The sequence below is a fragment of the Glaciibacter sp. 2TAF33 genome, assembly GCF_052114945.1.
Taxonomy (GTDB): Bacteria; Actinomycetota; Actinomycetes; order Actinomycetales; family Microbacteriaceae; genus Cryobacterium.
In genome coordinates, this window is record NZ_JBFRFS010000014.1 from 1 (window position 1) to 23,828 (window position 23,828).

Consider the following 23,828-nt stretch of genomic DNA (forward strand, 5'->3'; position numbering starts at 1 on the left):
CATCACCGAATACATCCACTGGTACAACACCGACCGGATATCGACAAAGCTCGAGGGCCTGAGCCCGGTGCAATACCGAACTCAGGCCCTCGCGGCTTGATCCCCTGCTAACGTCTGAATAACCAGTCCAACTTACGGGGACCAGTTCACCGTCCGGGGCTTCTTCATTTGTAGCTCTCAGCGCGTGTGCGCCTCAGCGTTACGCGGTGGCGCGCTGGCGACGAACGATGTTCAGCACGACGACGAGTGCGAGGCCGAGGACCAGTGCGCCCGCTGCAGCCCAGATGAGCAGCATCGGAGCGTCGTAGCCGGTGCTGGCCAGACCGTTGGTGGATGCAGCGCCTGAGTCGACAGCTGCGACGGTGATCGCGGCGGTTCCGACGGTGCCAGACGAGAGGCCGGTGGCCGTGGTGGTGTAGGTGCCGGTTGCGCCAGCAGGCAGCGTGACTGCGACGCTTGCAGCGCCGCCAGCCGTTGCGGTCTTCGTGAGGCTGACCGTGGCAGCCTTGAACACCGCGAGGGTGGCGGAGCCTTCACCGGTCACAGCGAACGAGACGGACTCGCCGGCGGTGAAGCCGCTCTCGAAGGTGACGTTTACGGTGCCGCCGGGAGTGGCAGCCCCTGACACGGCCACGTCAGACGACGGGACGTAGCCAGCAGCGTTAGCTGCAACCGGTACTGCGAATACTGCGAGAACGGCGAGTGCGATCGCAGCGAAAGATTTCTTGCCCATGTGAGGTGCCCCCAGAAAGTTGATGATCATCGTGCGGAACCCGAATAGCGTCACACGAAACGTTCTCTCACCATAGAGGAGATTCACAGGTTAACGCCAACTCCGCGGGATCATTTCTGTAAATTACAGGTGTCGATTGGGTTAAGACGTCCCCGACGAACGCATTCGGGCCAAGCCAACCGAATGTCAGCACAGTGCTCTCGCCGGGTGCGAGTTCTACGCTCACGAGGCTCACGGGATGTGCTGAGTCCGTTGTGGGGTGATAGGCGATTGCCGCGCCATCACGGGTCAGACCGAGATTTTGCATCCCCGGTACCCCGTACACCGACACCAACGTCTTCACGTTCCCGGGAGCCACACCGAACGCTCCCCCACCCGTCACATACTCGGGCAACGCCGTGGCTGCGTCTGCTGGCGCGGTGTTGGTCAACGTGACGCTGACCCCATAATTGGGGCGTTTATCCTGGCGGCAGGTTACCTGGCCAACGCCTATCTTCACGTCCAGGTACATGTCCATCTTTGCCCCAGTGGCATCGTTCAGGTACACCCCGAACCGATTGGTGTGCGCATCGCTCCGCGGTAACCCGCCTGCCAGCGCGGTGTCCGCCAGAACCGCCTGGTCCTCCTCGTGGGCACTCCACACCAACATCCGATGTTCGCCGCCCGCCTTCGCCAAGGCCTGGATCAGGGCTTTCGGGTCCGTATTGCCGCTTGAGACGGCGGAGAAAACCGATGCGGCCGCCGCTGCGAAGAACGCGTCCTGGTCCTGTGGATCGTCGTATCGCGCATAAGCGTCACTCAGAAGCAGCTTGACGGCGTTGTCCGATGACAGCACGTCACCGGTGGACAGGGTTATCGGGCCTGTTGCCTTCAACAGGTAGCTCAGCGCCACCGGATCGATGGACAGCACGCCGTCGGCTTCCACACCGTATTGCAATCGCCACATCTCACGGGCGAGTTTGCCCGAGGTCGCGAAGTCTGGCGTGAGCGTGACGTCTTGCATGTACTGGCCCATGATGTCGCCGTAAATTCCACGGCTGTCCGCGGGTAACTCGAGAACGGGCTCTTTGTAGCGCGGAAAACTGGAAGCCGACGCCTGCTGCGTTAACTCCATGCGTCCGCTATCGGTGTGGACGAGGGCAACCGCTCCCGGAATTCCACCCGAGGCCCGTAGCTCTGCCGGATTTTGGAAGAGCAACAAGTAGTTGCGCGGCCCCGAAGCACCGAGCATGGTCGGAATAAGGCGTACCGCGCGGTCCGCCACGCCAACCGCATCGGTTGCGTTTTCGACGGCCGACTGCAGCTCCGCTCTTGCATTCGTTACCACGGAGATGGTGCCCGACGTGTCGATCGACCGCACCTCACGTTCCGCACGGGCGAGTGCCGCGTTCGCCGCAGCCACGTGCGTCTGGGCGTCTATGAGGGGCTGCACGTTCACTGCTCCGTCGACAGGCTTGAAATCACTCACCTGAATCCCGCTAGCGATAGCGCTCAGCGGCTGGATCGCCTGGGTGGAAATATCATCGACGACCGCCGCCAGCTGGCGCACAGCCCGAAGGTTCTCACCCAGCATCGGCACGAATTCGAACATTTTCCAAACAGGGTCGCTCGTGAGACTGGCGGCACTCGCCGCGTGCGATGAAAGATCCTTGGATGCCTGGCTGGCTCCCCCCGCGTTACCTGCGACGATTTCATCCTGGATCTTCGCCGCCAGCGGTACTGCACTCTGGAGTTCCGTTTTGGCGAGGAGCGCTCGCACGCCGACCCACATGAGCGCACCGATAACCACCACGCAAAGCGAGCCCACGATCCACCATCCCAAGACGCGGCCACGGGACCGGGTTCTCAAGCGGCGTCTGGCCGCGCGCGAGGGTGTCATTTCACATCATCCAAATCAGAGCCTAAGTAGTGCCGCGGATTCGCCGGCACCTCAAGCTACTGACGAATCGCGCCGACGTGGTCGCGGTACCACTTCACAGTGGAACGCAGGCCCTCTTCCAGACCTATGGCCGAGGTCCAACCCTCGTTGGCCAGCTTGGACACGTCGAGCAACTTTTGCGGAGTTCCGTCGGGCTTAGATGCGTCCCAGGTTGTGGCTCCCGTGTAACCCACGACTCGTGAAATCGTTTCAGCGATCTCGGCGATCGTGACGTCTGACCCAGTGCCGACGTTGACCTGTTCCGGCCCGTCGTAGTTCTCCAGGAGATGAAGGCACGCGGCAGCCATGTCGTCCACGTGCAGGAACTCGCGCCGCGGCGTACCGGTACCCCAGTTGGTCACCGTCTCCGCGCCGGACTTCACCGCTTCGTCATAACGCCGAATGAGCGCCGGAAGGACGTGTGAGCCCTGCGGGGAGAAGTTGTCACCGGGGCCGTAGAGGTTAGTAGGCATGGCTGAAATCCAAGGGAGCCCATACTGGCGGCGCACGGCTTGCACCTGCAGTATGCCGGCGATCTTCGCGATGGCGTATGCGTCGTTGGTGGGCTCAAGATGCCCGGTGAGCAGCGAATCCTCACGAATCGGCTGCTCGGCGAGCCTGGGATAGATGCAGGACGAGCCCAGGAAGAGGAGTCGTTCAACGCCGTGTTCACGGGCGGCATCCAAGACGTTTACCTGAATGCGCAGGTTGTCACTGAGGAAGTCGACCGGGTAGGTGCTGTTCGCCAGGATTCCGCCTACCTTCGCCGCGGCGAGAACGACGTAACGAGGCTTGGTCTCGGCGAAATACGTGAAGACCGCGTCACGGTCCTTCAAATCCAGTTCAGCCGAAGACCTTCCGATGAGGTCGGTGAAGCCTTCGGCCTGCAGCTTCCGCCAGATGGCAGAGCCGACGAGGCCGCGGTGTCCGGCAACATAGAAGCGAGAAGACCGGTCCAACGGCGCCGGTTCGAACTCAACGCGGTCGCGCTCGTCGGGAACCAGCTGAGCCTTTTCACTTGCCATGGCTAGTTGGTCCCCCAGCTCGCGAGTTTGACCTCGTCGATCCAGTGTCGGCCGGCGTGCTCGAGCGCGCAGATGTCGGCATCGACCATGATCCGCGCGAGCTCTGCCGTGTCGACCGTGGATATCCAACCGAGCTTCTCCCGGGCTTTCGAGGCGTCGCCAACCAAGGCGTCTACCTCAGTCGGCCGAAGGTAGCGTTCGTCGAATTTGACGTGGTCTTCCCAGTTGAGTCCAGCGTGGCTGAATGAGGTTTCCACGAAGTCACGCACGGTGAAGTGGCCTCCCGTTGCTAGCACGAAGTCCTCGGGTTCGTCGGCTTGGAGCATGCGCCACATACCCTCGACGTATTCGGCGGCATAGCCCCAGTCGCGGATGGAATCGAGGTTTCCGAGATAAACGTGTTCTTGCTTGCCAGCCTTGATGGCCGCGACGGCCCGGGTGATCTTGCGGGTGACGAAGGTCTCGCCCCGCCGAGGCGACTCGTGATTGAACAGGATGCCGTTGACCGCGAACATGTCGTATGCCTCGCGGTAGTTCTTGGTCACCCAGTAGCTGTATACCTTTGCTGCGCCGTACGGTGAGCGCGGGTAAAACGGCGTGTCTTCATTTTGCGGTGGAGGCGTGGCTCCGAACATCTCGGAGCTTGATGCCTGGTAATACCGCGTCGTGATCCCCGACATACGCACCGCCTCGAGGAGCCGGATGGTCCCCATGCCCGTCGTGTCACCGGTGTGTTCCGGCTCGTCGAACGAGACCCGTACGTGTGATTGCGCAGCAAGGTTGTAAACCTCGTCCGGCTGAATCTCGGCAAGGAGGGTTACCAGACGGGAGCCATCGCTCAAGTCGCCGTAGTGCAAGAAAAGCTTGGCGGTGGGATCGTGCGGGTCAACGTACAGGTGGTCGATGCGCGATGTGTTGAAAGTCGAGGCACGCCGAATCAGACCGTGTACCTCATAGCCCTTCGCCAGCAGCAGCTCGGCCAGGTACGACCCGTCTTGGCCAGTAATGCCTGTAATGAAGGCGCGTTTTGACACAATTTCCCCAATAATAAATGTCGGCAAGGGCGGCCGCGCTAGCGGCCGCGCTCCGCTGCCAAGCTTGTCAGTATCCCAGCATAGCGATTGAGCGCGGCCTCCTCGCCGAGCACTTCTTCGCGATACCGCAGGCCACTCGCACCGAGTATTTGCGCACGTTCGGAATCCTGTCCAAGAGCCACTGCCGCATCGAGGAGCGCCTGTGGGTCGCCCGCCTCGACGACCGTGCCCGCGCCCGCAGCATCGATTTCACCTGCGGTCACTCCGCACATGTCTGTGGCTGCGAGCACGGGGCGTCCTGCATTGAAATAGGAGGTCAGCTTGCTGGGAACAGCCATCTCGGAGACACCGGGCTTCTCGTTGACAAGTAGGACGTCCGCAGCAGCGAGGATGCTCTGAAAAGCGTCATCGTCGAGAGAATCGATGAATTGTAGTCTGGCGATTCCGTAGGCGAGTTCGTGAAGGCGGTCTCGTTGACTGCCATTGCCCAGCAGAACGAATCGCACTGGCGCACCTTGAACATCTGAAAGCCGTGCAGCGTCGATGACATTCTCGAGCCCCTGCTTGGCACCCATGTTTCCGGCATGAAGCACCACCGTTTCCTCGTCCCTCCAGCCATGCCGACAACGAACCGCCTCACGATCGACATATACCGTCGGCTGAAGATGAGTCCAATTGCGAACGACTTCGATTTTCGAGGGATCGACACCGAGTGAGTTCGACACGTAGGCCGCGAATCGTTCGTGTATGACGACAACTCGCGTGGCGGCCTTCAGCGTTTTCGACTCAACCCACGTCATCAGTCGCGCGACAAGCCCACCGCCCGCGCCCGTCTCGGTGATCCCCAAGCTGTAAAGGTCTTGCACCCAAACCACGACAGCGGGCTTCGCTGGGCTGAATCGTGCTCGCAGAACTGCTACAGCTGTCGAAAATAGCGCAGGCGAGACCATTACTACGATGTTTGGTCTTCCCCATCGCGCAAACAAAAGCCGGGCGCCAAACGAGAGTTCGGAGATCAGCCGCCGCACACCCTCAGGGCGGGTTGGAAGGTAGTGACGCAAGCGACTAACCCGCACGCCGTCGATGTCCTCACGACGTGACCATTGGCCGTAACCTTTCCGGAAAGCCCATTCCGGATAGTGCGGATGAGTAGTCAAGACACGCAAGATCATCCCGCGTTCGACTAGACCGTGGGCGAGAGACCCGGTATACGGAGAGATGCCGGTCGGCTCCGGAGGAAAATTCAGTCCTAGAATTGCTATTCGGGTAGTCGACGGCATTCTTCGAGACTATGCGATCAGGGAGTGACGAAATTTCGGGGGGGGCTTAGTGGACAACGAGCAGTCTCCACTGCCCGGGGAAATCCCAGTCATCAACTTGGCGCACGCACCAGGCGAGCGCGCTGCGTGGGACCGTCCAAGGTTTTTTGTCTTTCTGTGGGCGGTAGTCGAGTTGATCTTTGTAACAAACCCCTGGCAGATCAGCTCTGGCCTCCGCGTACGCATCCTTCGCCTCTTTGGCGCTGAGATTGGTAGCAAGGTAGTGTTCCGCCCGCGAACTCGCGTCAAGTTTCCGTGGAAACTCCATATCGGCGACCGATCTTGGATCGGCGAAGGTGTCTGGTTCCACAATCAAGATCAAATTCATGTCGGTTCCGACGTTGTCATCTCCCAGGAAACCTTCTTGACAACTGGTAGTCATGCCCACCGCGGCAATATGGCCCTGATCACCCGACCGATAACGATCAGCCATGGCGCATGGATCACATCGAGGTGCGTTCTCCTAGGCGGTACAAACATCGGGCAATCGGCGCTTGTGAAACCTGGAACAGTGGTTGGCGGCGATGTGCCGCCGAATTGCATCTGGGGTGCGCCAGCGAGCGCGCAAGCTGTGAATTTGGGCCAACGCTTCGCCGCGTAGTGCATACGAATGGAATCGAAAACAGAATGAGCACCAACAAAATCCCCGTGACAGCAATCGTTCTGACGAAAAACGAAGAGGCAGGGATCGCCGAGACTCTAGGAGCGCTTCACGAATTTGATCAAGTGATCATTGTTGACTCTCACAGCTCGGACGGCACGATCGAGATCGCACAGGCCAACGGAGCCGAGGTTTTTCAATTCACGTGGGATGGCAAGTATCCCAAGAAGAAGCAATGGTCGCTCGACAACGTCAACGCAAAGCACGATTGGGTCCTTCTTTTGGACGCCGACGAGAGGCCAACGACGGAGTTCATCGTGGAGATCAAGGCCCGACTCGATGAGATGTCGGATCGACGATTCGCCGCCTACGACATACTCCTGTCATACAGATTTGCAGGGCGTTTCTTGAAGCATGGACACAGGGTGACGAAGAGGTCGCTTCTTGACCGGAGGCAGACTCGATTCCCCGTCATCGATGACCTTGATGCGCCAGGAATTCGCGAAGTTGAGGGTCACTATCAACCTGTCGCAGTAGGTCGCGTTGGTGCCTTCCGAAGCCGGCTACTCCACGACGACCGCGACCCAGTCCAAAGCTGGTTTGATCGACATAATCGATACTCGGATTGGGAGGCCTACCTGGCTCAGAACAAGGCGTTAAAGTCAGACATCGCTTCGAAGCGCACAACTAAAGGCAGAGTGTTCGATTCGGTGCCATTCAAGCCCGTGGCGTTTTTTTTATACTCATATGTGGCGAGGCTCGGTTTCCTCGATGGTCGGTCCGGCCTCGACTATGCGATCGCACTTTCCACCTACTATTGGCAGATTTCGGTAAAATCCAGGGAGCTTGCGCGTGTCGGGGAATGACCAACCGATTCGCATCGCGCAGTTCGCCAATACAATCGCTATCTCTGATGGCGGTCCTGCGCGTAACTCGTTCGAACTGAACTTAAGCCTAAACGCCCGCCCAGGGGTGACCGCAAATCTCTTCTGGTTTAGAGGTACCGAACGTGAGTCCGTCCTTAGTTCGGTAGATGAGTCCCAGTTGCCGTCGCCGGGACCTCGCCATATCGTTCCAAGATTGAGGGAGCCAGGCCGGATTCTGCCTCTCGTCAAGGTATTCAACGAAATCACAAACTCGGACTTTGTCATTATTCACGGCTACTACATTTTCTGGATTCCACTCGTAGTGCTGCTGTCGATGCTGGCGCGTAAGCCCGTCGCCGTAATGCCACACGGCGCGCTGACGACCCGACAGCAACGACTGAGCCGTCCGAAGAAGGCGTTGTTCGAATGGGTTGCCGGTTGGCTCATTCGCCGATATGCCTCAACGTTTGTGACCGGTTCGGAATCGGAAGCTGAAGCGATTCGAGCACGCTTTCCGTCAAGCAGTGCACAGACTGCTGGCGTAGGCACGACAATGCAGCCTCCAGCGAATTATGCCGGGCTACATGCGCCAATTCGCTTGCTATCTGTTTCGAGGATCTCCAAGAAAAAGCGCATCGACATGATGCTCAACGCGGTTGCCCTTCTTCGTTCCGAAAATATCGAATGCGAACTCACTATCGCGGGCCAAGGTGATCCAGGTATCGTGAAATCCCTTCGAGATCAAGTGCATAAGTTGGACATCGAGGATTGCGTAAAGTTCGTCGGTCAAATTGATGGAACCGCCAAACGCAATCTTCTTTGGAATTCTGACATCTTCCTGTTGCCCAGTGATGATGAGAATTTTGGCATTGCGCTTGCCGAAGCGCTCGCGCATGGCCTGCCTGCCGTTGCAAGTCAGCACGTAGCCGCAGCGTCCGTCATTCGCAACAATCCCGGTGGACGGATTATGCACTCCCACTCCCCTGAGGCGCTGGCGCACGGAATCGTTGAAATCTCAGCTAGCCCGCTTTTTAGCCAAGCGCGAATGTGCGCGTTTGCTGCCGCGGAGCGCTCCTTTTCTTGGGGACAAGTTGCTGAATCGTGGGTTTCGATCCTTAACGCCACCCGGAGACCTTGAGTGTTACTTGGCCTTGACGGAACAATCTCGTGCGGTCTCCTGCCGTTTCATGCTGGGGAGTCCTGGCTTGGGGACCCGAGAAGACAGACGGTGGCTCGCATCACGTTGAAGCCGCTCCAGAAATAGTCCACGCGGAAGCATGTTGAGCCGGAACTCGCGATCGAGCGAGACTTCTGGTTCCGCGCAAGTGGTCAATTGTTGGGACGTCGGAGAGACCTGCGGCGCATTGACCTAGCCAGCTACGTGGCTCGCAGCCCGCGTGAAGCTTCAGGACGCTGAGCTCGAAGTGGACATGTCTACGGAAGGTCGCGATGAAGAAGCGCTGTCGAGGGGTTTACCCCTGCGCAAGCCCAAGTCAGTGAGGAGCATGGTTAGGACGCCGACGGTCAAACGGTAACCGATAACGCGTTTACGGCCACCAACGCATGACCTTTGCCCCAGGCAAGGCGAGCAGAATCGGATCGATTATCGGCTCATAGCCCGTTCTAATTCCGGAAAACCGTGGCCAGACGCAGGACCGTTGGCTACTTGGTTCTTATGAACATATCGGTCCAAGTTCGCCCGATTGCGTCCCAACCGAACGCGTCAACCGCCTCGCTGCGAGCACTCTTTCGCCGTTCAGCGAAATCACTTGAGTTTGCAAGCTCCCGGATTGCTTCGGCGATCATCGGAGCAGTCGGGTCAGCGATAATTATTCCAGCGCTGGTCGACATAAGGGCAGAGGCGTCAACTTGTGCACTTACTATGCTCAATAGTCCGTGCGACATCGCTTCGGCAAGTCCAATTCCAAAATTCTCGTCGTCACTAGGGAGCAGGAAAATGTCCGATGATTTCAAGCACTCGCGCTTCCCTTCGCCACTGATCATGCCGACAAAGTCAATCTTGTCTTCGAGTTCCAACACTCGAGCTTGCGCTTTCAACTCTCTTTCCAGCTGAATGTCGCCAGAGCCGGCAATCACGAGCTTCACAGCAGTGCCAGCATCGCTCAACTCCCCCACGGCCGCAATCATGAGGTCAATTCTTTTCTTCCGCGCGATTCTAGAAAGGGATAACAGCCGGACCGGTGAATGGCATGGTCCGTCTGCATAGCCCGACAAGGGGATAGTCGTCCCGGCACCAGTCACTTCTACACGCGCATGGGGGATTCCAATCAGAAGCTCGTCGCCCTCACGCTGCGACATGACAATGAATCGGCGGACTTGCCTGTCGACTGCCCAACGAGAAATAAGCGTGAAGAGCCACTTCTTAATTCTCGAAGTATTCCGTTGGTGCAAAGTCAAGGAACCATGTGGGGCTAGGTAGATTGGCGTTCCAAGCGCTCGAGAAATGAGCGTCAAGGGCGGGATCCAAGGAAGGTAGTACCCGTCGATAATGATGGCGTCGGATTCCCGTACCTGGCGCAGTAGCTCCACTATTCCGATCGAGGCTTTACCCGAGGGGGTCATCCGAAAAAATCTAACCGAACTTGACTCAGCATCGCCGGGAAGCGGTTCGGCAAGAGAGTTTGGCATTCTCGGACGGATGCTCACGAGTCGGGCGTGCACCCCAGCCCTCCGCAGAGCGTGGTGTAGATCTAAGGAATACCTAGCTGGTCCGCCGTCGCTCTCAGCGAGCGTATTGCAGAACTGTAAGACCTTTATCAAACTGAAATCCCCAAATCCCATTTGCGTCGGCAAGAATGCAGCGACTCAGCAGCCTACGACAAGTAGTAGGCGCGTAGTTTCCAAATGGAGTGTCGCGCACACGTTTTTTCCTGCGGTCTTGTACGCACGTAAGTATGAGGCGCCGCGCCCCTTGACCTCTCGGCCCGCGTCGGCGCTCTAGCTGGTTCACAGATCAACACCCGCGAGCAAGCTGGGAAATTCGCTCGGTTCTGATAACGATCGTTCGGTTGAGTCAGCCGTCCATCGACCGATAGGTTCGAATAGTTGCATTCGAACCATCGACCGAGGGTCCAACAACGGCTGTTCACTCCCGGCGCACCGTCGACAGAACCTGACACGATCGAGGCAGTCTACTTTCCTCAATTTCAGGGAGCCGACGGCTGGAAATCGCGCGCTGCCTTCTTGACACTCTTGCAGGTGGTTGCCCCTCATCGAAGAGTGCCGGGCACCCTTCCTGCGCGGGATATGATCAATTGGGTACCAGGGGTGGTTCTGCAGCTGAACTCGGCGGCGGGTACGAGCACGTTCTGATCAATTGAAAGGACGAATGTGGGGGTCTATGCCGTCCAGATGAGCGGCGACCGCAACGCGGTTCCGGCCTTCCTGCGGATTTCCCTCTACGCACTGCTGATAGTCGGAGCAGCCCTTAGCGTCCCTAGCATTGGAACCTATTCGCCTTTGCCTGTCGAGACTCTACTCGATGCATGGATCATCGCATTCATGGTGACCTACCTAGTGCGCGGATCGATCCGTACGACAGGACTACTCCTACTTCTGGGCGGATATTCGCTGACACGAATCATTCCGGCTCTCGCATCAGAGTCTCCAATGGTGGATTTCTTTCAGGCGTACCGCTGGCTCCTTTACTTGGTCGCTTTTGCTTTTGCCGTCGGCCGAACCTGGGGACCTGCGAGATCGCTCGTACGGCTGATGTGGATCCTGCTCGGGCTTGCCCTAGCGAAGACCGCACTCACCCTTTTGACGTTGGGGCCGGGTGCACGGTCTGGGCTACTGACCGAAAACAACTTTGAAATCGCGCTGTTCTCCGGTCTGGTCGCGGTGCTATATTCGCGCCTAACGGATCGCAGTCGGTTCTGGGCCATGCTCTTACTCGGAGTTCTCGTCCTCACTTCGGGCTCCCGTAGTGGTGCGATTGCATACGCGATCCTCGTCGTCTACGTAATCCTGCAGGCCAAATCTGCGAACCTATTCGTTCGCTACCTGCTCGCGTGCACGCTGCCCGTCTTAGTGATTGCCTTGGTGCAGGTCTTCGAAAGCCGCGCGCAAAATGGAGGGATAGACCGTCTAAATTTTCTTAACGTGTTCCTCGGCGAGACGCAGGCTTGGAACGTTCTCACGTGGCTGTTTGGGACCGCTCCAATTACCCCGCTTAGCTCAGGCGGGTGCGGTCGTCTGTCGTTTTATGTCAACCTTTTTTCGTCGACCGGAGATGGACACTGTTATTCAGTCATCTTTCACGCGTTCGTAATGCGGGTGGCCTTCGACGCCGGGATCGTCGGACTTATCATCGCGTTTAGCGTGACCTGGTACACACTTCGCCGATCCAATGTTGAGCTCGGCTTGAGCGCAACATTACTTCTGCTCGCGTTCACCAACGGGCTTTCCGTAAGCGGACTGAACAATCCCTACGTCGCACTGCCAATCCTGCTTGCCATCGCAACCGCTACTGGCACTTCGATCGTTGAACTTCCCGCTTATGACACTCGAACAAAGCGACGAACTCCGGAATCAGTCAGGTGAATCCGGAGGGAATCTGCCGGATTTCGCCTCAGTTTCCTCTGCCCTCTTTTGCCAACTATGCGAACCAGATCGTTCCCGGGCCGGCGCAAAATTATTTGGGCTGGCAGGTGTGGGAAAGCGCTCGGTTCCTCGCTCGCGAAGCAACCGATGGTCGCCGTTGGGCATTTGCGTAGACCATGCCCTGGACTAGTGTGGCCGCCCGAACGAGTCTCCTAGCATCATGTCGCGGATGGCGGTCAAAGCTCCTGAAGCGTTGTGACCGAAATCCTGGTTCTCCCCTTACGTCGTTATTGAGGACACTGCTATCTGCTCACCGAGCTATACGCCTTCGGTGGACCGCTGGCAACGAAGAGTTCTGCCGAAAATCTGCGGGTGAGGAGCGCTCAGAGTCAAACGAGTTGACGAGTGTGCACCGAAACGGCCACCTGAAATTCGGTGTGCGCCGTTAGAGTTTCGCATCAATTCCTCCGCGCAGACGTCAATACTTCGCCCCGTTCGCAATTTGGTTTCCTACAGACCTCAGGCGGCGTGTTACTCACGCCACACTAGGTTGGGCCTGACCGAAGGACGGCAGCGAGATCATTACGCCAAAAGCTGCACACTTCAGCAGAAAAATCACAGCGAGGAATGCGGCTCCGATCGCCGCTCCTCCCCACATAACTCCAATCCCAACACCGAAGAGCGATATCGGTGCAAACAGAAGGCCGAGTCGTCCTACGGCGACCTCATGCCCTTGGCTCTGGAGAATTGCTCCGAGGGGTGTCGACAACGCGATGAATGTCATTCCAAGCATCGACCAAGCAAGAGTCGTCCCGGCTATGCCGTAATCGGGCCCAAATAGTGTGCTCATAATCTGCGACGAGAACAAGATGGTGGGAATGAGTGCGATAAGCCCCACCGCCAAGGTAGCAAGCGCCACTTTCCCTGCTGCGCGTCTCGCCGCTATCGGAGCTAATCGGGCACTGTGAGGCATAAGCAATGTCCCCAACGCTCCTGGGATGAGAAGAAGGGGACTGGTTATTCGCGCCGCGGCGGAGTAGATCCCACCGACTGTGGCTCCCGCCACGACTGCAACGAGCGTTGTGTCCAAGATCCGCGTCTGACCCGAGAGGTTATTCAGCATATATGGGAACGACGCCCTCACAAGCTCGCGCCAGTGCGTTGGAGAACAGCTAGACCATGAGGGTGCTGCCTTACGGAGCACCCATCGGCGCAGGTGGGCCTGCGCCGCAATACAACCGAGCAGGTACGAGAGCCCATACGCGAAAAGCCCATCGAGGCCAATCCAACAACCCACCACCAGGAGCACGAGGCCAAGCCCGCGGCGCAGCAAAATTGACACTCCGGGCGACCATCTATCCCCGTCAGCGACCGCGACCCCTAAAGCCACGTCGATGTTCTTCTCAAGCGCAAATGCCACCGTAAGGGGCAGGACATAGACAAGTGAGGACCCAGCTGCAGCGTACACCAGCAGCGACCCAAGAAGGAATATGATGCCGGATGCGGCCGTTGATATTCGGTTTAGCCTCAGAGCACCGCGGACCCGGTCGTTTTGACCTAGCGCCCGCGACTTCGTCACGAACGAGGCCAGGCCCAGATCAGCGACGGCGAAGGTTACGACTGCAGCTGCAGAAAATGCCGCGACGAGTCCGAAATCAGCCACGCTCGCCAACCGGGCGACGATGATCAGAGATACTGCTTGCGCCAAACTTGCCAGGCCTCGCGCTAACACGAGGTTTGTTAACTGCTTTCGCATGCAAAGCCAATTCGAATAGAGATGATCACGACGGGTTCGGCCGAAGAACTGTTGATCAACGCTCGGCCGATGAAGAGCGGTGCGTCGGGCCGCTCGTCGTCACTCGCCCTATGGTTCGTGTGAAGTACAGACCTCCCAATTTCGACTTAGCGGGTATGGCTCTTGACTGAACGTACAGACTGTTATTGCTGTCCAACCTGCCGGATAGTGTTGCGCCCATCCCGGTCACAATTGAATCCGAAACGTTGGTTCCAGGAGTTACACAAGTGTTGGACGAAATGAGACAGTAACTTCCAATTGTGATTCCCTTTGTTTTTTGCTGCGATTCCTCCCAGTTGATGCCGTGAGTGATAAAGGTGCTTCTCACGCCGGCGATCGTCGTAAACTCACCCACCCGCAATCCACCGCTGACATCCGCATAGTGCCGCGATGTAAACGCACTATGGGCGCCCAAGGTGAAGGATCCTGCTCCACCAGCAGCAACGAGTTCTTTAGACGCAGAGACCCAATTCCACTGACCGACCCCGCTGTGCTCCGCGAGGCTAAGACGCGCAAGATCTCTGAAAACGTTGAATGGCCCGATTCGAGCTCCCGCTCCCATGGAGAGGTCGCCCACATTTAGAATGAGGCAAGGGCCTATGGTCGCTGTCCGGTCTATTGTGTACCCGAAGCATTCGAGTGCGCGATTCTTGCCTCTTGATGCGGGCAGCATGCCAATCGCGACGATAAGCATTTTTCGCAAGCTGTTCATAGAGTGACTCCGTAGTTAACATGACGCGCGATCGCGTGCCTCTGTCTAGTCGGGGGGTTCCTGGACCCACCGCGCCCCATCACCTCAACGCCGAAAATGACGTAAAGTACACGCCTGCGACAGCTCATTCGGAACGCCACTGGGCGTCATGGGCCCGATTCTTGTTACCCCGAAAACCAGACATTAGTATGCTCCGTTCGGAGCTAACACCGCCTTTAATGTCCGCCAAAGAATCACCAGGTCTCCGGCCAATGACCAGTTCTCGACGTAGTAAAGATCGAGCCTCACGCTGTCGTCCCACGATAGGTTTGAGCGACCGCTTACCTGCCAGAGACCAGTTACACCAGGCTTGACCAGGAATCTGCGGTGTACGTGAGTCTCGTACTTCTCCACTTCGCTTTCCAGCGGAGGCCGCGGGCCCACCAACGACATATTTCCACCGAAGACATTGAACAACTGCGGCAGTTCATCAAGGCTGAATCGTCGGATGAAACGCCCAACAGGGGTAACCCGCGGATCGTCTCGCATCTTGAACAGTACGCTGTTACCTTCTGCACGCTCAAGACCGCGCAACGCTGGAAGTTTCGCTTCGGCATCATCAATCATCGAACGAAACTTAAGCACGGTGAACCGCTTGCCGTTGAACCCAACTCGATTCTGCCGGAATAGTACTGGTCCGGACCCGCTCAATCGAACCGCAATGGCGATCACCGCGAACAGTGGTGACAAGAGCAAAATGAAAATCCCAGATGCGACGAAGTCCAGAGCACGTTTCGTGAAAAGCTTGCGGCCCTCGTAGCGCGGCGTCTCAACATGTATGAGTGGCAGTCCGGCCACAGGGCGCGTATGGATACGCGGGCCGCCAATGTCGGTCAGGCTCGGAACCACGACGAGGTGCTGCCGGCCAGGTTCCAGACTCCAACTGAGTTGCCGCATTCGTTCGGGGGAGATATCGCCGTTGCTCGTTACGACCACGGTGTCCGCGCCTGTAACCTCTATGCTCAGCTGCAGATCATCGACATCCCCGAGCACCGGAATCGTAGTTCCGGGAACATAAGCCCGCGTGAACGCGCTTGGCACACAAGCGCCGACAACCACGTAGCCTGCTGCCGGCTGTCGAGCGAACTCCCTAGCGATACGTGCTGCCGACACGACCGAACCAACTAAGAGCACCTTCGCTGAATAGCGGCCATGATGTCGCTGCACCCCCAGCCATTGGCGCCACATCCAGCGCGAGAACATAAGCACGACCATCCCAAATGGGAAGGCGATGATGATGTAGCCGCGGGCGAGATCGATCTGGAACAAATACGCGACGATCGCCAGCAATCCGAAAAGCCGTACCGAGGCGCTCGCAATGAGCTTGTACTCGTCCGGTCCGGTGCCCAGGATGCGAAACTCTCGAGTGCCGAAGATGCTGAGCATGAGCATCCAGCAGGTAATGATGATGATAGAAACCGTCGTGTAGCTCACCGCAAGGGCACCGCGGTCGCCGCGGAAAGCTACCGCGGCGGTATCAAAGCCGAACCAGGCTATTTGCACGCCAAAGACTACCCAGATCAGTACCAGCAAGTCCGTTAGCGAGAGGCGGGCTGAATAGACTCTGCGCCAGTCTCGATTCCGCGTTTTACGTTCGGCAGACACAACTACATCCGTCGATTCCTCGCCCACTGTCCCCCCAGACTCCATGCGGCCGCGATAACCGTAGACGCGGGTTCTACTTTACCCCGCCGATGTCCCCTTTTAGACCGACACCCGCTCGGGGGGGGTAGGACTACCGCCAGGTCGCGCCGTTGTCCGCGGACCGCACGAGAGAGCTGGCGGCCCAAAGCCAGATTGTTCCTGAAGCATGTGAGAGGGCGACGTTACCAGAGAGGGTCTCGGCGGGCTCGACCAACGGGTAGCACCCAATTGGAGTCGAGGCTAGCTCGTTCGTGAGCGAAAGAATCTGCACCCCAGCGCAATCTGCGCGGCCGGCCGAAGCCGCGAAGTATCCGGTGTCAACGGCCGCTAGGGCGATGGCGCCGGGAATTGTTGCGGGCCCTGACCAGGAGCTGGCGGTATCCGCTGTCGTGTATCCCTGACCATTGGCGCAGAGGACGGCGGCGGACTTAGAGTCTCGGGGCGCCAGTGCTACAACAGCGTCACATGGCGCCGCGTGGTCCCCTGTTGGACTGTGCACGCGAGCGCGATCTGCCGGGTCAACGTACCAGGCGCTGTCGAGTTCCTTGGGGTAGGACGCATAGTTGTCGCCGGCGATGAACGTCTTTACGAACTGCGGGGCGCAATTGGCTTGCGCAAGACCCACCATGGAGGCCACTTTTTCGCTTGTGACCATGATGCGCTGCAGCGCGGTGACCTTGGCCGGCCCGGTGGCATTCGTGGACTTCCACGTGGCGCCGCCGTCCGTGGTGAGTTCGGGTGAAGCTGTGGCTTCGGGGCAGGCTCCGGTGGTAGCGCGCCAAGCGGTGTTGGCGTCAAGTGCAGCGAGGATACGGGTCGCTGGGACGGGCACGACCTGTGTGTCGACGGGCGTTGGTTTCGGAGTAGCGGTAGGGAACGTGGTCTCGACAGGCTCGACCACCGCTGGTTCGACGACTGGAGAGAAGGGTCGCGGCTCGGCGGCATCGGCGTTACTGCGAGCGGCGCCAAGGGCCCAGACTATAAGGAGGATGTCGGCAAAGATGAACGCGCCGACGGCGACGTAGATCCAGAGACGGCGACGGGATGTGTCCTTGGGAACATAGCGGGGCGGCCGACGAGTTGTCATGTTTAGGCTCTCCGAATCGCTCGGGCGAAGCCGGTGGTAACCGTTGTCACCGCGTCGTCTATTGCGTGTCCCGCTTGCTCGTAGATCGCTTGCGACTGACGGTAGGGGTCGATGATGTCGTCGTCGTCGGCATGCACCGGCGGCGGGGCATAACCGCGGGTGGCGGCGATCTCGGCGGTGAAGTTGCGGAGGGTCTCGACAAGCTCGACCACCGCGACAGGCTCGACCGCATTGGGCCAGGCAGGGTCGACGGCGTCAATGAGGCGTGCGAACTGGTTGAGGGTGAAGGTGCGGCGCAAAGCGCGCGGAACAATGGAAACGGTGTCCGCGCGGTGCTGGCGGGTCGCTGTGAGGATGAGATCGGCGCCGTTGATGAGGTCGGCAGTGATCTGCCGAGCGGCGTGGCCGGCAGGGTCACCGCCATAGCGCTGGGAGAGTGAGGCAGCCTCGGGCGTCATCTCGTATCCCACGAGAGCCCCGGTTCCGGCGCTGTGGACGACGGCCGGGATACCGGCGGCAGCGAAACGGGCCCGAATCAGCTGCTCGGCCAACGGGGAGCGGCAGATGTTGCCAGTGCAGACGACGAGGACCGTGAAGGGCTTGGTCTCGACCGGCTCGACCAACGAACCAGGCTCAGACTCGGACGGTTCACCCATCGGCTACTTCTTCAGCCGCTCACGACGAGTGGTCGTCTCATCGACGATAGCCACCTCGTCGCCATAACCGTACCCATAGCCGTAGCCGTACCGGCCATAACCGTACGCGTCCGGACCCTTGGTGGGGAGCATCGTGAGTACAAGGCCGGAGACAGGGGCGCCCACGTTGTTGAGCGCCGAAATCGCACCCGTGAGCTGGTTCTTCTGCGTGCGCCCTGCAGCGACGATGATGATCGCGCCACCGACACTCTTGGCGAGAATGGCAGCATCCGTCACGGGCAACAGCGGCGGCGCGTCGAAGATCACGACATCGAAGGCTTTGTTGAACTCCGCGATGTAGTGCTCCATCCGAGCGGAGCCCAGGAGTTCGCTCGGGTTCGGCGGTACGTGGCCGGCAGGAAGGACGTAGAGCTTGTTTCTGCCCCACGGCTGGATGACGTCCTTGAGTTCGGCGCGACCGATCAGCACGTCGGTGAGACCGACTGCGCCCTCGAGGCCCATGTAGTCCGCGATCTTGGGGCGGCGAAGGTCCGCGTCGACCAGCAACACACGCACGCCGGTGTCGGCGAGTGCGATGGCCAGGTTCGCGCCGGTGGTGCTCTTTCCTTCGCTCTCGATGGACGAGGTGATCACGAAGCTGCGGTCGACTCGACCCACGTCGAGGTACTGCAGGTTCGTGCGCAGGGTGCGGAACGACTCCGCGCGCGGGCTGCGCGGGTCGACGTGCACGATGAGCGGCCGCTCCTGCGCCTTGGGGTCGAATACGATGCCACCGAGGATCGCCACGTCGGTGATCTGTTCCACGTCGTGTTCGTTGCGAATGCGGGTCTCGAGCGTCTCGCGGAGAACTGCGATTCCGACACCGAGCGCGAGACCGATCAGCGCGCCGAGCGCGATGTTAAGCGGCACGTTGGGGCTGACCGGCACGGACGGCACTGAGGCTTCCTGGGCACGCGTGAGTTTGACGGGCGACACCGAGTCTGATGCCTGCGAAGTCTCGAAGTCCTCCACGACAGCGGTGAGGCTTGTTGCCGTAGCGTTCGCTATCTTGGCGGCGGTGACCGGATCCGTGTCGATGACGGTGATGTCGATGATCGAAGTGTCGAGCGGAGCGGATGCGGTCACGTGCTTCGCGAGGTCATCAGTGGGGATGCCGAGATCCAACGAGGCGATGACGGGCAACAGCACGACGCTGGTGGTCACCAGGTCTGAGTATGTCTTTACCCGCTGCACCGTGAAGCTGGCGCCCTGCTGGAGTTCTGACGTTGTACCGCTGGACTGCGTGGAGACGAAGACCTTGGCGGTGGCGCTGTACTTGGGCGTCTGCAGGATAGAGAAGGTGGCGGCGGCGCCGATTCCAACGAGCGCGAGCACGAGGATCAGCACCCAGCTCTTGCGCAGGATGCGAATGTAGTCGCGAAGTTCCACTCAGCGGCCTTCCTCTATATATAGGTACGAGGCCGTGCCGTGTGCTGGTGCCCCCATGTTATGTTGCCACACAATTCACGCCGGGCTCTGCGTAACGCACCACATGCCTTCACCCAGTGCGCGTGACAGAGCGGGTGCCCCGAGGGGCCAGGCGGATAGTCGCCTGGCCCCTCTCGACTCCATCGGTTTTGCTTAGGCTGCGGCCGTCAACGAAGTCCCCGTGAGGCGCTCGATGACCTGCGACGACGAGGCCACCGTTCCGAACATGGGCATGATGGCCATGGACGCGGCGTGCGCCGCCTCGGAGAACGAGGCACACATGTCTTCGACGACCGTGACCTGCAAGCCGGCGTCTGAGCCGTGCCGGGCCGTCGACTCGACAACGATACTGGTGGCGACTCCACCGATGATGACGTCGCGGATTCCCTCGGCGTGCAGCACGTGCAGCAGTGGCGAGCCGACGAACGGGTCGACACAGGCCTTGTCGAACACAGGCTCGCCGGCGAGGGGCGCGAGCTCGGCCACGATCGCGGCTTCCGGGGAATCCCGCAGCATCGCGCGGGAGTTCGGGTAGCCGTCAAACCGCGCCAAGCGGTTGGTGCGCAGCAGATAGGTCTCATCGAAGGCGAGTCGCACGTGCACGATGAACGCGCCCGACTCTCGCGCGGCGGCAAGAACCGCCTGCGCCTTGTCGATCACGCCGCGTTCCGCGACCTGGGCGGCGAGCGCGGCGGCCCGTCCGAGTGGCCCCTGGTCGACGAGTGCGACCTGGTAGTCGAGCATCAGCAGTGCGGTGCGGGGAGGTGTAGTCATCGTTCAGCTTTCCGTTTCAGTGAGTGGTGTCGTACGTGGATGGGGGTCACCAGGCCGACCAGCCGCCGTCGACATAGACGACCTGGCCGGTCATGTAGTCAGATGCAGCGGATGCGAGCAGCACGACCGGCCCGGCGATGTCGCGGTCCGGGTCGCCCAGGCGGCCGAGCATGGTGCGCTGGGCGAACCAGTCGAGTTGGTCGGGGTCGTTGGCGAGCCCGGCCGTCATCTGGGTCGGGTAGAACACCCCGGGCGCGACGCAGTTGACCGTGATTCCATGGCGACCGAGCTCCGAAGCCAGTGACCGGGTGACATTGGCGATCCCCGCCTTTGACGCGTAGTACGCCGACTCGGGCACCGGCCCGACGCGTTCGGCGTAGACCGTGGAGAGGTTGACGATCTTGCCCGACGCTTGTGCGGTCATCCGTTTGCCCGCCTCACGGTTGAGCAGCCAAGTGCCGGTGAGGTTCACCCCGATGACCCGCTCGAATTCCTCGAGCGACGTTTCGTTGTAGGCCTTCCGCAGCATGACGCCGGCGGCATTCACCAGGATGTCCACCCGCGCGTGGTCGCGGATCACCGCGTCGAAGAGGCTGGTGACCTGCTGTTCGTCGGTGACGTCGCAGAAGTTCGTGGTCGTGGCGGGGCCGCACTTCTCTTTCGTGCGTTCAAGGTCGGCCGCGCGCTCTGGCTGGTCGGCGAGCGAGACAGTGGCGCCCTGCTCGGAGAGCGCACGTGCGATGCGCCCTCCGAGCCCTCCTTCTGCCGCGCCCACGACAAGAGCGATCTTGCCGTCAAGGCTGAACAGGTTGCTCATGCCGCGTGTACAGGGTTGACGACTGAGTCGTTCATCGTGCTCCGACGGACTCGGAGTCGATGATGCTCGCCGGCGAGCCGGAGGCCCCGAGCGACGATCCGCGGGTCTCCTTGAACGCCCAGGCGACCAGTGCCAGCACACCGAACAGTCCGGCGCTCAGGAAGATGATCGGCTGGTAGCCGAACACCGGCAGCAGCGCGGCGGCGATCAGGGGCGGGAAGAACGACATTCCCCGGCCGACCTGCAGCGCCGAGGAGACCGCGGTGGCGCGAATCTCAGAGGGGAACAATTCGGTGAACAGCGCGCCGAACACGGCAGCTCCATTGGAGCCGGCGAAGAGGATGAAGAACGGGATGAGGATCCACGTTCCCTCCAGCAGGTGCGCCCAGGAGATGGCAAGGATGAGGCCGCCGATGCACGCCGTGCCGGCCAGGATGCTCAGGGTGGCGCGGCGGCCGATGCGGTCGCTGAGCAGCGCTCCGCCGTAGCAGCCGATGGCTCCGGCGACCGCGGTGAAGATGAGCCAGGTGGATGCGCCGGCCACGGAAGACCCGTTCTTCACCAGGTAGGTCGGCAGGAACGAGGCCAGTCCGTAGTAGGCGAAGAACTGCAGGGCCGCGGCGAGGAAGCAGAGCAGCCACACGCGCACAATGTGTCCGGTGATCTTCACCCGAGCCCGGGTGGCCTTGGCGTTCTTGTCCCGGTTGAGCCAGATCTCGGACTCCGGCGTGCTGCGACGAACCCAGAGTGCGAAGAGCACCGGCAGGCCGGAAAGCACGAACGTCCAGCGCCAGCCGATGGCGGGTGCGACGTAACCGCCGACCAGCGCGCCGGCCAGGATGCCAACGTAAATGCCGCCATAGAGCAGTCCGCTGTACCAACCCCGGCGTTTCGCCGGCGCCGTCTCGGAGACGAGCGTCTGGCCGACGCCGTACTCGCCGCCGATACCTGTAGCCGCGAGCGCGGTGAGAACCAGCAGGACTTCGTAGTTCGGGGCCAACCCGCGAGCAAGGGTGCCGAGGGAGAAGATGAGGATGGTCACCATCAAGACCTTCTTGCGGCCGATCTTGTCGGCCAGGTAGCCGAAGAACACACCGCCGATGGCCAGGAACAGGAGCTGGATCGAGAAGAGGAAGCCCACCTGCACGGTGCTGAGATGGAATTCGATCGCGATCGGGATGACCAGCATCGTCATCAGGAATACTTCGTAATAGTCGAAGACCCAGCCGATGAATGCGCCGAGGAAGGCTCCGCGCTGGGCCTTGTCCAATCTGATCTTCGTGCCAACAGGTGCTGTGACAGTGCTCATACGTGAACCTCTTCGTTCTGGTTGATGGTGGTGGTGCGGGACGTGTCATTCACTGCGTTGCGTCCGGCCATGCGGCCGAACGTGATGGACCTCATGACGGATGTCGACCCTGCGTACGCCTCGTAATAGAGACCGGTCATTTCTCCGGCCCCGTACAGGCCGGGGATCACGTGCCCGTCGGAGGTCACGACCCGTGCGGCGGTGTCGGTTTTCACTCCCCCGAAGGTGAAGACGTTGGCGCAGATCTGCGGGTAGGCGAAGAAGGGTCCGTCGACCAGCGGACGGGCCCAATTGCTCTTTGCCGGCTGGCTGTCGGGCTGGGCAGCGAGACCGTCGAGGCCCTTCGAGTCGAACCCTTCCTGGTCGAGGAGGCACGCGTTGTTGAAATCGGCGACCGTCTGCACGAGCGAGCCGGCCGGGAGCGAGAGGAGAGCCTCGAGTTCCTCGATGGTGTCGGCCGAGTATGGCTCGACGTCGGTTCCGATCGCGTGTTCGTAGCCGGGGATTCCCTTCACCTTCTGGTCGAAGACGGCGTACGCGATGCTGTCGTCCTCCTGGGCGATCTGGCGGGCCAGGCGCTCATAGGTGAGGTCGACGGTTTTGGCGCCCTCGTCGATGAAGCGTTTCCCTGACGTGTTCACGATGATGCCGTACGGGAAGGTCATGACGACGGCCTCCGCCACTGAGCTCCGCGGGTCCTTGGGCTCGGCGTGGAACAGGTCGAACTGTCCAGCGGTGCCGGCACCAACCTCCAGCGCCATCCGGAGTCCGTCGCCCCGGTTGTTCTGTCCGCCGCGGGAGATCGGGGGGATGCGGTACGCGTTTCGCCCTACGTACCGGGTCATGAGTTCCTCGTCGCCCTGGAATCCACCGCACGCCAGGATCACGTTCGACGTGCCGTAAGCGTGGGACCGCCCGTCGGAGTCCAAGACGTTGAGGCCGATGATGGCGCCGTCGACGTCGGTGATGAGGTTGCGGGCCGTCGTCTCATAAAAGATGGACGCCGAGGTGCGCTCCAGCACCTCGAACAACGGTTCTACGATCTGGATTCCGCCGCCGACGGGCTGAAAGCGCGTCGACGAGGCGGTCAGGAAGATGGTGGGAAGCTGGGCCAGTTTCACGCCTTGCTCGAGCAGCCAGGTGAAGGCGGCCGGGACTTCATGGGCGAGTACTTCGTAATAGGTTCGGTCGGCGTAGCTATTCGACGACTCGACGCCGTATTCGACCAGGTTCGGCACCGGCGACGTCGGGCTCTCCAGCCGCAGGTAGGCGCCGGACCAGCGTGTGTTGCCTCCGCGGATGTCTTTCGTCGAGCGTTCGAGAACGGCGACCCTCGGTTCCGGGCGGCCTGTTCGTTCTGCCTCCTGGATCGCGGAGAGCGCCGCGGAGAGTCCTGCTGCTCCTGCGCCGACGACGATGACGTCGAATTGCTCCTCAAACTGTTGCTTCATGTTCCACTCCTTTGTGAT

At 60.2% G+C, this 23,828-nt stretch carries 19 protein-coding genes; 4 read left to right on the forward strand and 15 right to left on the reverse strand.

Annotated features, from left to right (window positions below; translation table 11 throughout):
* On the forward strand, window positions 1-100 hold a 100-nt coding region (locus AB4Y94_RS14910), incomplete at its 5' end, for an IS3 family transposase (RefSeq protein ID WP_441728809.1).
* Between the two features lie 99 nt (window positions 101-199).
* Here AB4Y94_RS14910 and AB4Y94_RS14915 read toward each other — a convergent pair.
* From AB4Y94_RS14915 to AB4Y94_RS14940, 6 genes are all read right to left on the reverse strand, one after another.
* Entirely contained in the window at window positions 200-733 is a 534-nt protein-coding gene (locus tag AB4Y94_RS14915) for a hypothetical protein (RefSeq protein WP_441728706.1), read from the reverse strand.
* Window positions 734-800: 67 nt separating this feature from the next.
* Window positions 801-2,555 (reverse strand): DUF4012 domain-containing protein, encoded by a 1,755-nt coding sequence (locus tag AB4Y94_RS14920; protein WP_441728707.1) that lies wholly within the window; start codon window positions 2,553-2,555, stop codon window positions 801-803.
* A 113-nt stretch (window positions 2,556-2,668) separates the two neighbouring features.
* Window positions 2,669-3,676, reverse strand: a complete 1,008-nt coding sequence (locus tag AB4Y94_RS14925; protein ID WP_441728708.1) for a GDP-L-fucose synthase family protein — start codon at window positions 3,674-3,676, stop codon at window positions 2,669-2,671.
* A gap of 2 nt (window positions 3,677-3,678) precedes the next feature.
* Complete coding sequence (gmd, locus tag AB4Y94_RS14930; RefSeq protein ID WP_441728709.1) at window positions 3,679-4,710, reverse strand: GDP-mannose 4,6-dehydratase; 1,032 nt, start codon at window positions 4,708-4,710, stop codon at window positions 3,679-3,681.
* A gap of 38 nt (window positions 4,711-4,748) precedes the next feature.
* Window positions 4,749-5,990, reverse strand: a complete 1,242-nt coding sequence (locus tag AB4Y94_RS14935) for a glycosyltransferase (protein ID WP_441728710.1) — start codon at window positions 5,988-5,990, stop codon at window positions 4,749-4,751.
* 46 nt (window positions 5,991-6,036) lie between these two features.
* A complete protein-coding gene (locus AB4Y94_RS14940; protein ID WP_441728711.1) occupies window positions 6,037-6,462 on the reverse strand; it encodes a hypothetical protein in 426 nt (141 codons plus the stop codon).
* Window positions 6,463-6,677: 215 nt separating this feature from the next.
* On the opposite strand from AB4Y94_RS14940, the gene AB4Y94_RS14945 reads away from it, so the two are divergent.
* The gene (locus tag AB4Y94_RS14945) at window positions 6,678-7,496 is read left to right on the forward strand and encodes a glycosyltransferase family 2 protein (protein ID WP_441728713.1); all 819 of its coding nucleotides are present in this window, start codon (window positions 6,678-6,680) and stop codon (window positions 7,494-7,496) included.
* Window positions 7,483-8,634, forward strand: coding sequence for a glycosyltransferase family 4 protein (locus tag AB4Y94_RS14950; RefSeq protein ID WP_441728714.1), 1,152 nt, complete (start codon window positions 7,483-7,485; stop codon window positions 8,632-8,634). Before AB4Y94_RS14945 ends, AB4Y94_RS14950 begins: the two co-directional genes overlap by 14 nt.
* 524 nt (window positions 8,635-9,158) lie before the next feature.
* Here the strand turns inward: AB4Y94_RS14950 and AB4Y94_RS14955 are convergent.
* A complete protein-coding gene (locus tag AB4Y94_RS14955) occupies window positions 9,159-10,298 on the reverse strand; it encodes a glycosyltransferase family 4 protein (protein WP_441728716.1) in 1,140 nt (379 codons plus the stop codon).
* Window positions 10,299-10,868: 570 nt separating this feature from the next.
* Here AB4Y94_RS14955 and AB4Y94_RS14960 point away from each other — a divergent pair.
* Window positions 10,869-12,059: a hypothetical protein gene (locus AB4Y94_RS14960; RefSeq protein ID WP_441728717.1), complete on the forward strand. Its 1,191-nt coding sequence runs from the start codon at window positions 10,869-10,871 to the stop codon at window positions 12,057-12,059.
* A 535-nt stretch (window positions 12,060-12,594) separates the two neighbouring features.
* Here the strand turns inward: AB4Y94_RS14960 and AB4Y94_RS14965 are convergent.
* The 8 genes from AB4Y94_RS14965 to AB4Y94_RS15000 all read right to left on the reverse strand — a co-directional run bounded on the left by AB4Y94_RS14965 (window position 12,595) and on the right by AB4Y94_RS15000 (window position 23,810).
* A complete protein-coding gene (locus AB4Y94_RS14965) occupies window positions 12,595-13,815 on the reverse strand; it encodes an oligosaccharide flippase family protein (protein WP_441728718.1) in 1,221 nt (406 codons plus the stop codon).
* Between the two features lie 934 nt (window positions 13,816-14,749).
* Complete coding sequence (locus tag AB4Y94_RS14970) at window positions 14,750-16,138, reverse strand: sugar transferase (RefSeq protein WP_441728719.1); 1,389 nt, start codon at window positions 16,136-16,138, stop codon at window positions 14,750-14,752.
* 1,200 nt (window positions 16,139-17,338) lie between these two features.
* A complete protein-coding gene (locus tag AB4Y94_RS14975) occupies window positions 17,339-17,992 on the reverse strand; it encodes an arsenate reductase/protein-tyrosine-phosphatase family protein (RefSeq protein ID WP_441728720.1) in 654 nt (217 codons plus the stop codon).
* Between the two features lie 3 nt (window positions 17,993-17,995).
* Entirely contained in the window at window positions 17,996-19,420 is a 1,425-nt protein-coding gene (locus AB4Y94_RS14980; RefSeq protein ID WP_441728721.1) for a polysaccharide biosynthesis tyrosine autokinase, read from the reverse strand.
* Window positions 19,421-19,612: 192 nt separating this feature from the next.
* Window positions 19,613-20,233, reverse strand: coding sequence for a cysteine hydrolase family protein (locus tag AB4Y94_RS14985; RefSeq protein WP_441728723.1), 621 nt, complete (start codon window positions 20,231-20,233; stop codon window positions 19,613-19,615).
* Between the two features lie 46 nt (window positions 20,234-20,279).
* Window positions 20,280-21,050, reverse strand: coding sequence for an SDR family NAD(P)-dependent oxidoreductase (locus AB4Y94_RS14990; protein WP_441728725.1), 771 nt, complete (start codon window positions 21,048-21,050; stop codon window positions 20,280-20,282).
* 31 nt (window positions 21,051-21,081) lie between these two features.
* On the reverse strand, window positions 21,082-22,359 hold the full coding sequence (locus AB4Y94_RS14995) for an MFS transporter (protein WP_441728726.1): 1,278 nt from the start codon (window positions 22,357-22,359) through the stop codon (window positions 21,082-21,084).
* Window positions 22,356-23,810, reverse strand: coding sequence for an FAD-binding protein (locus AB4Y94_RS15000; RefSeq protein ID WP_441728727.1), 1,455 nt, complete (start codon window positions 23,808-23,810; stop codon window positions 22,356-22,358). Before AB4Y94_RS15000 ends, AB4Y94_RS14995 begins: the two co-directional genes overlap by 4 nt.
* Window positions 23,811-23,828: the final 18 nt, after the last annotated feature.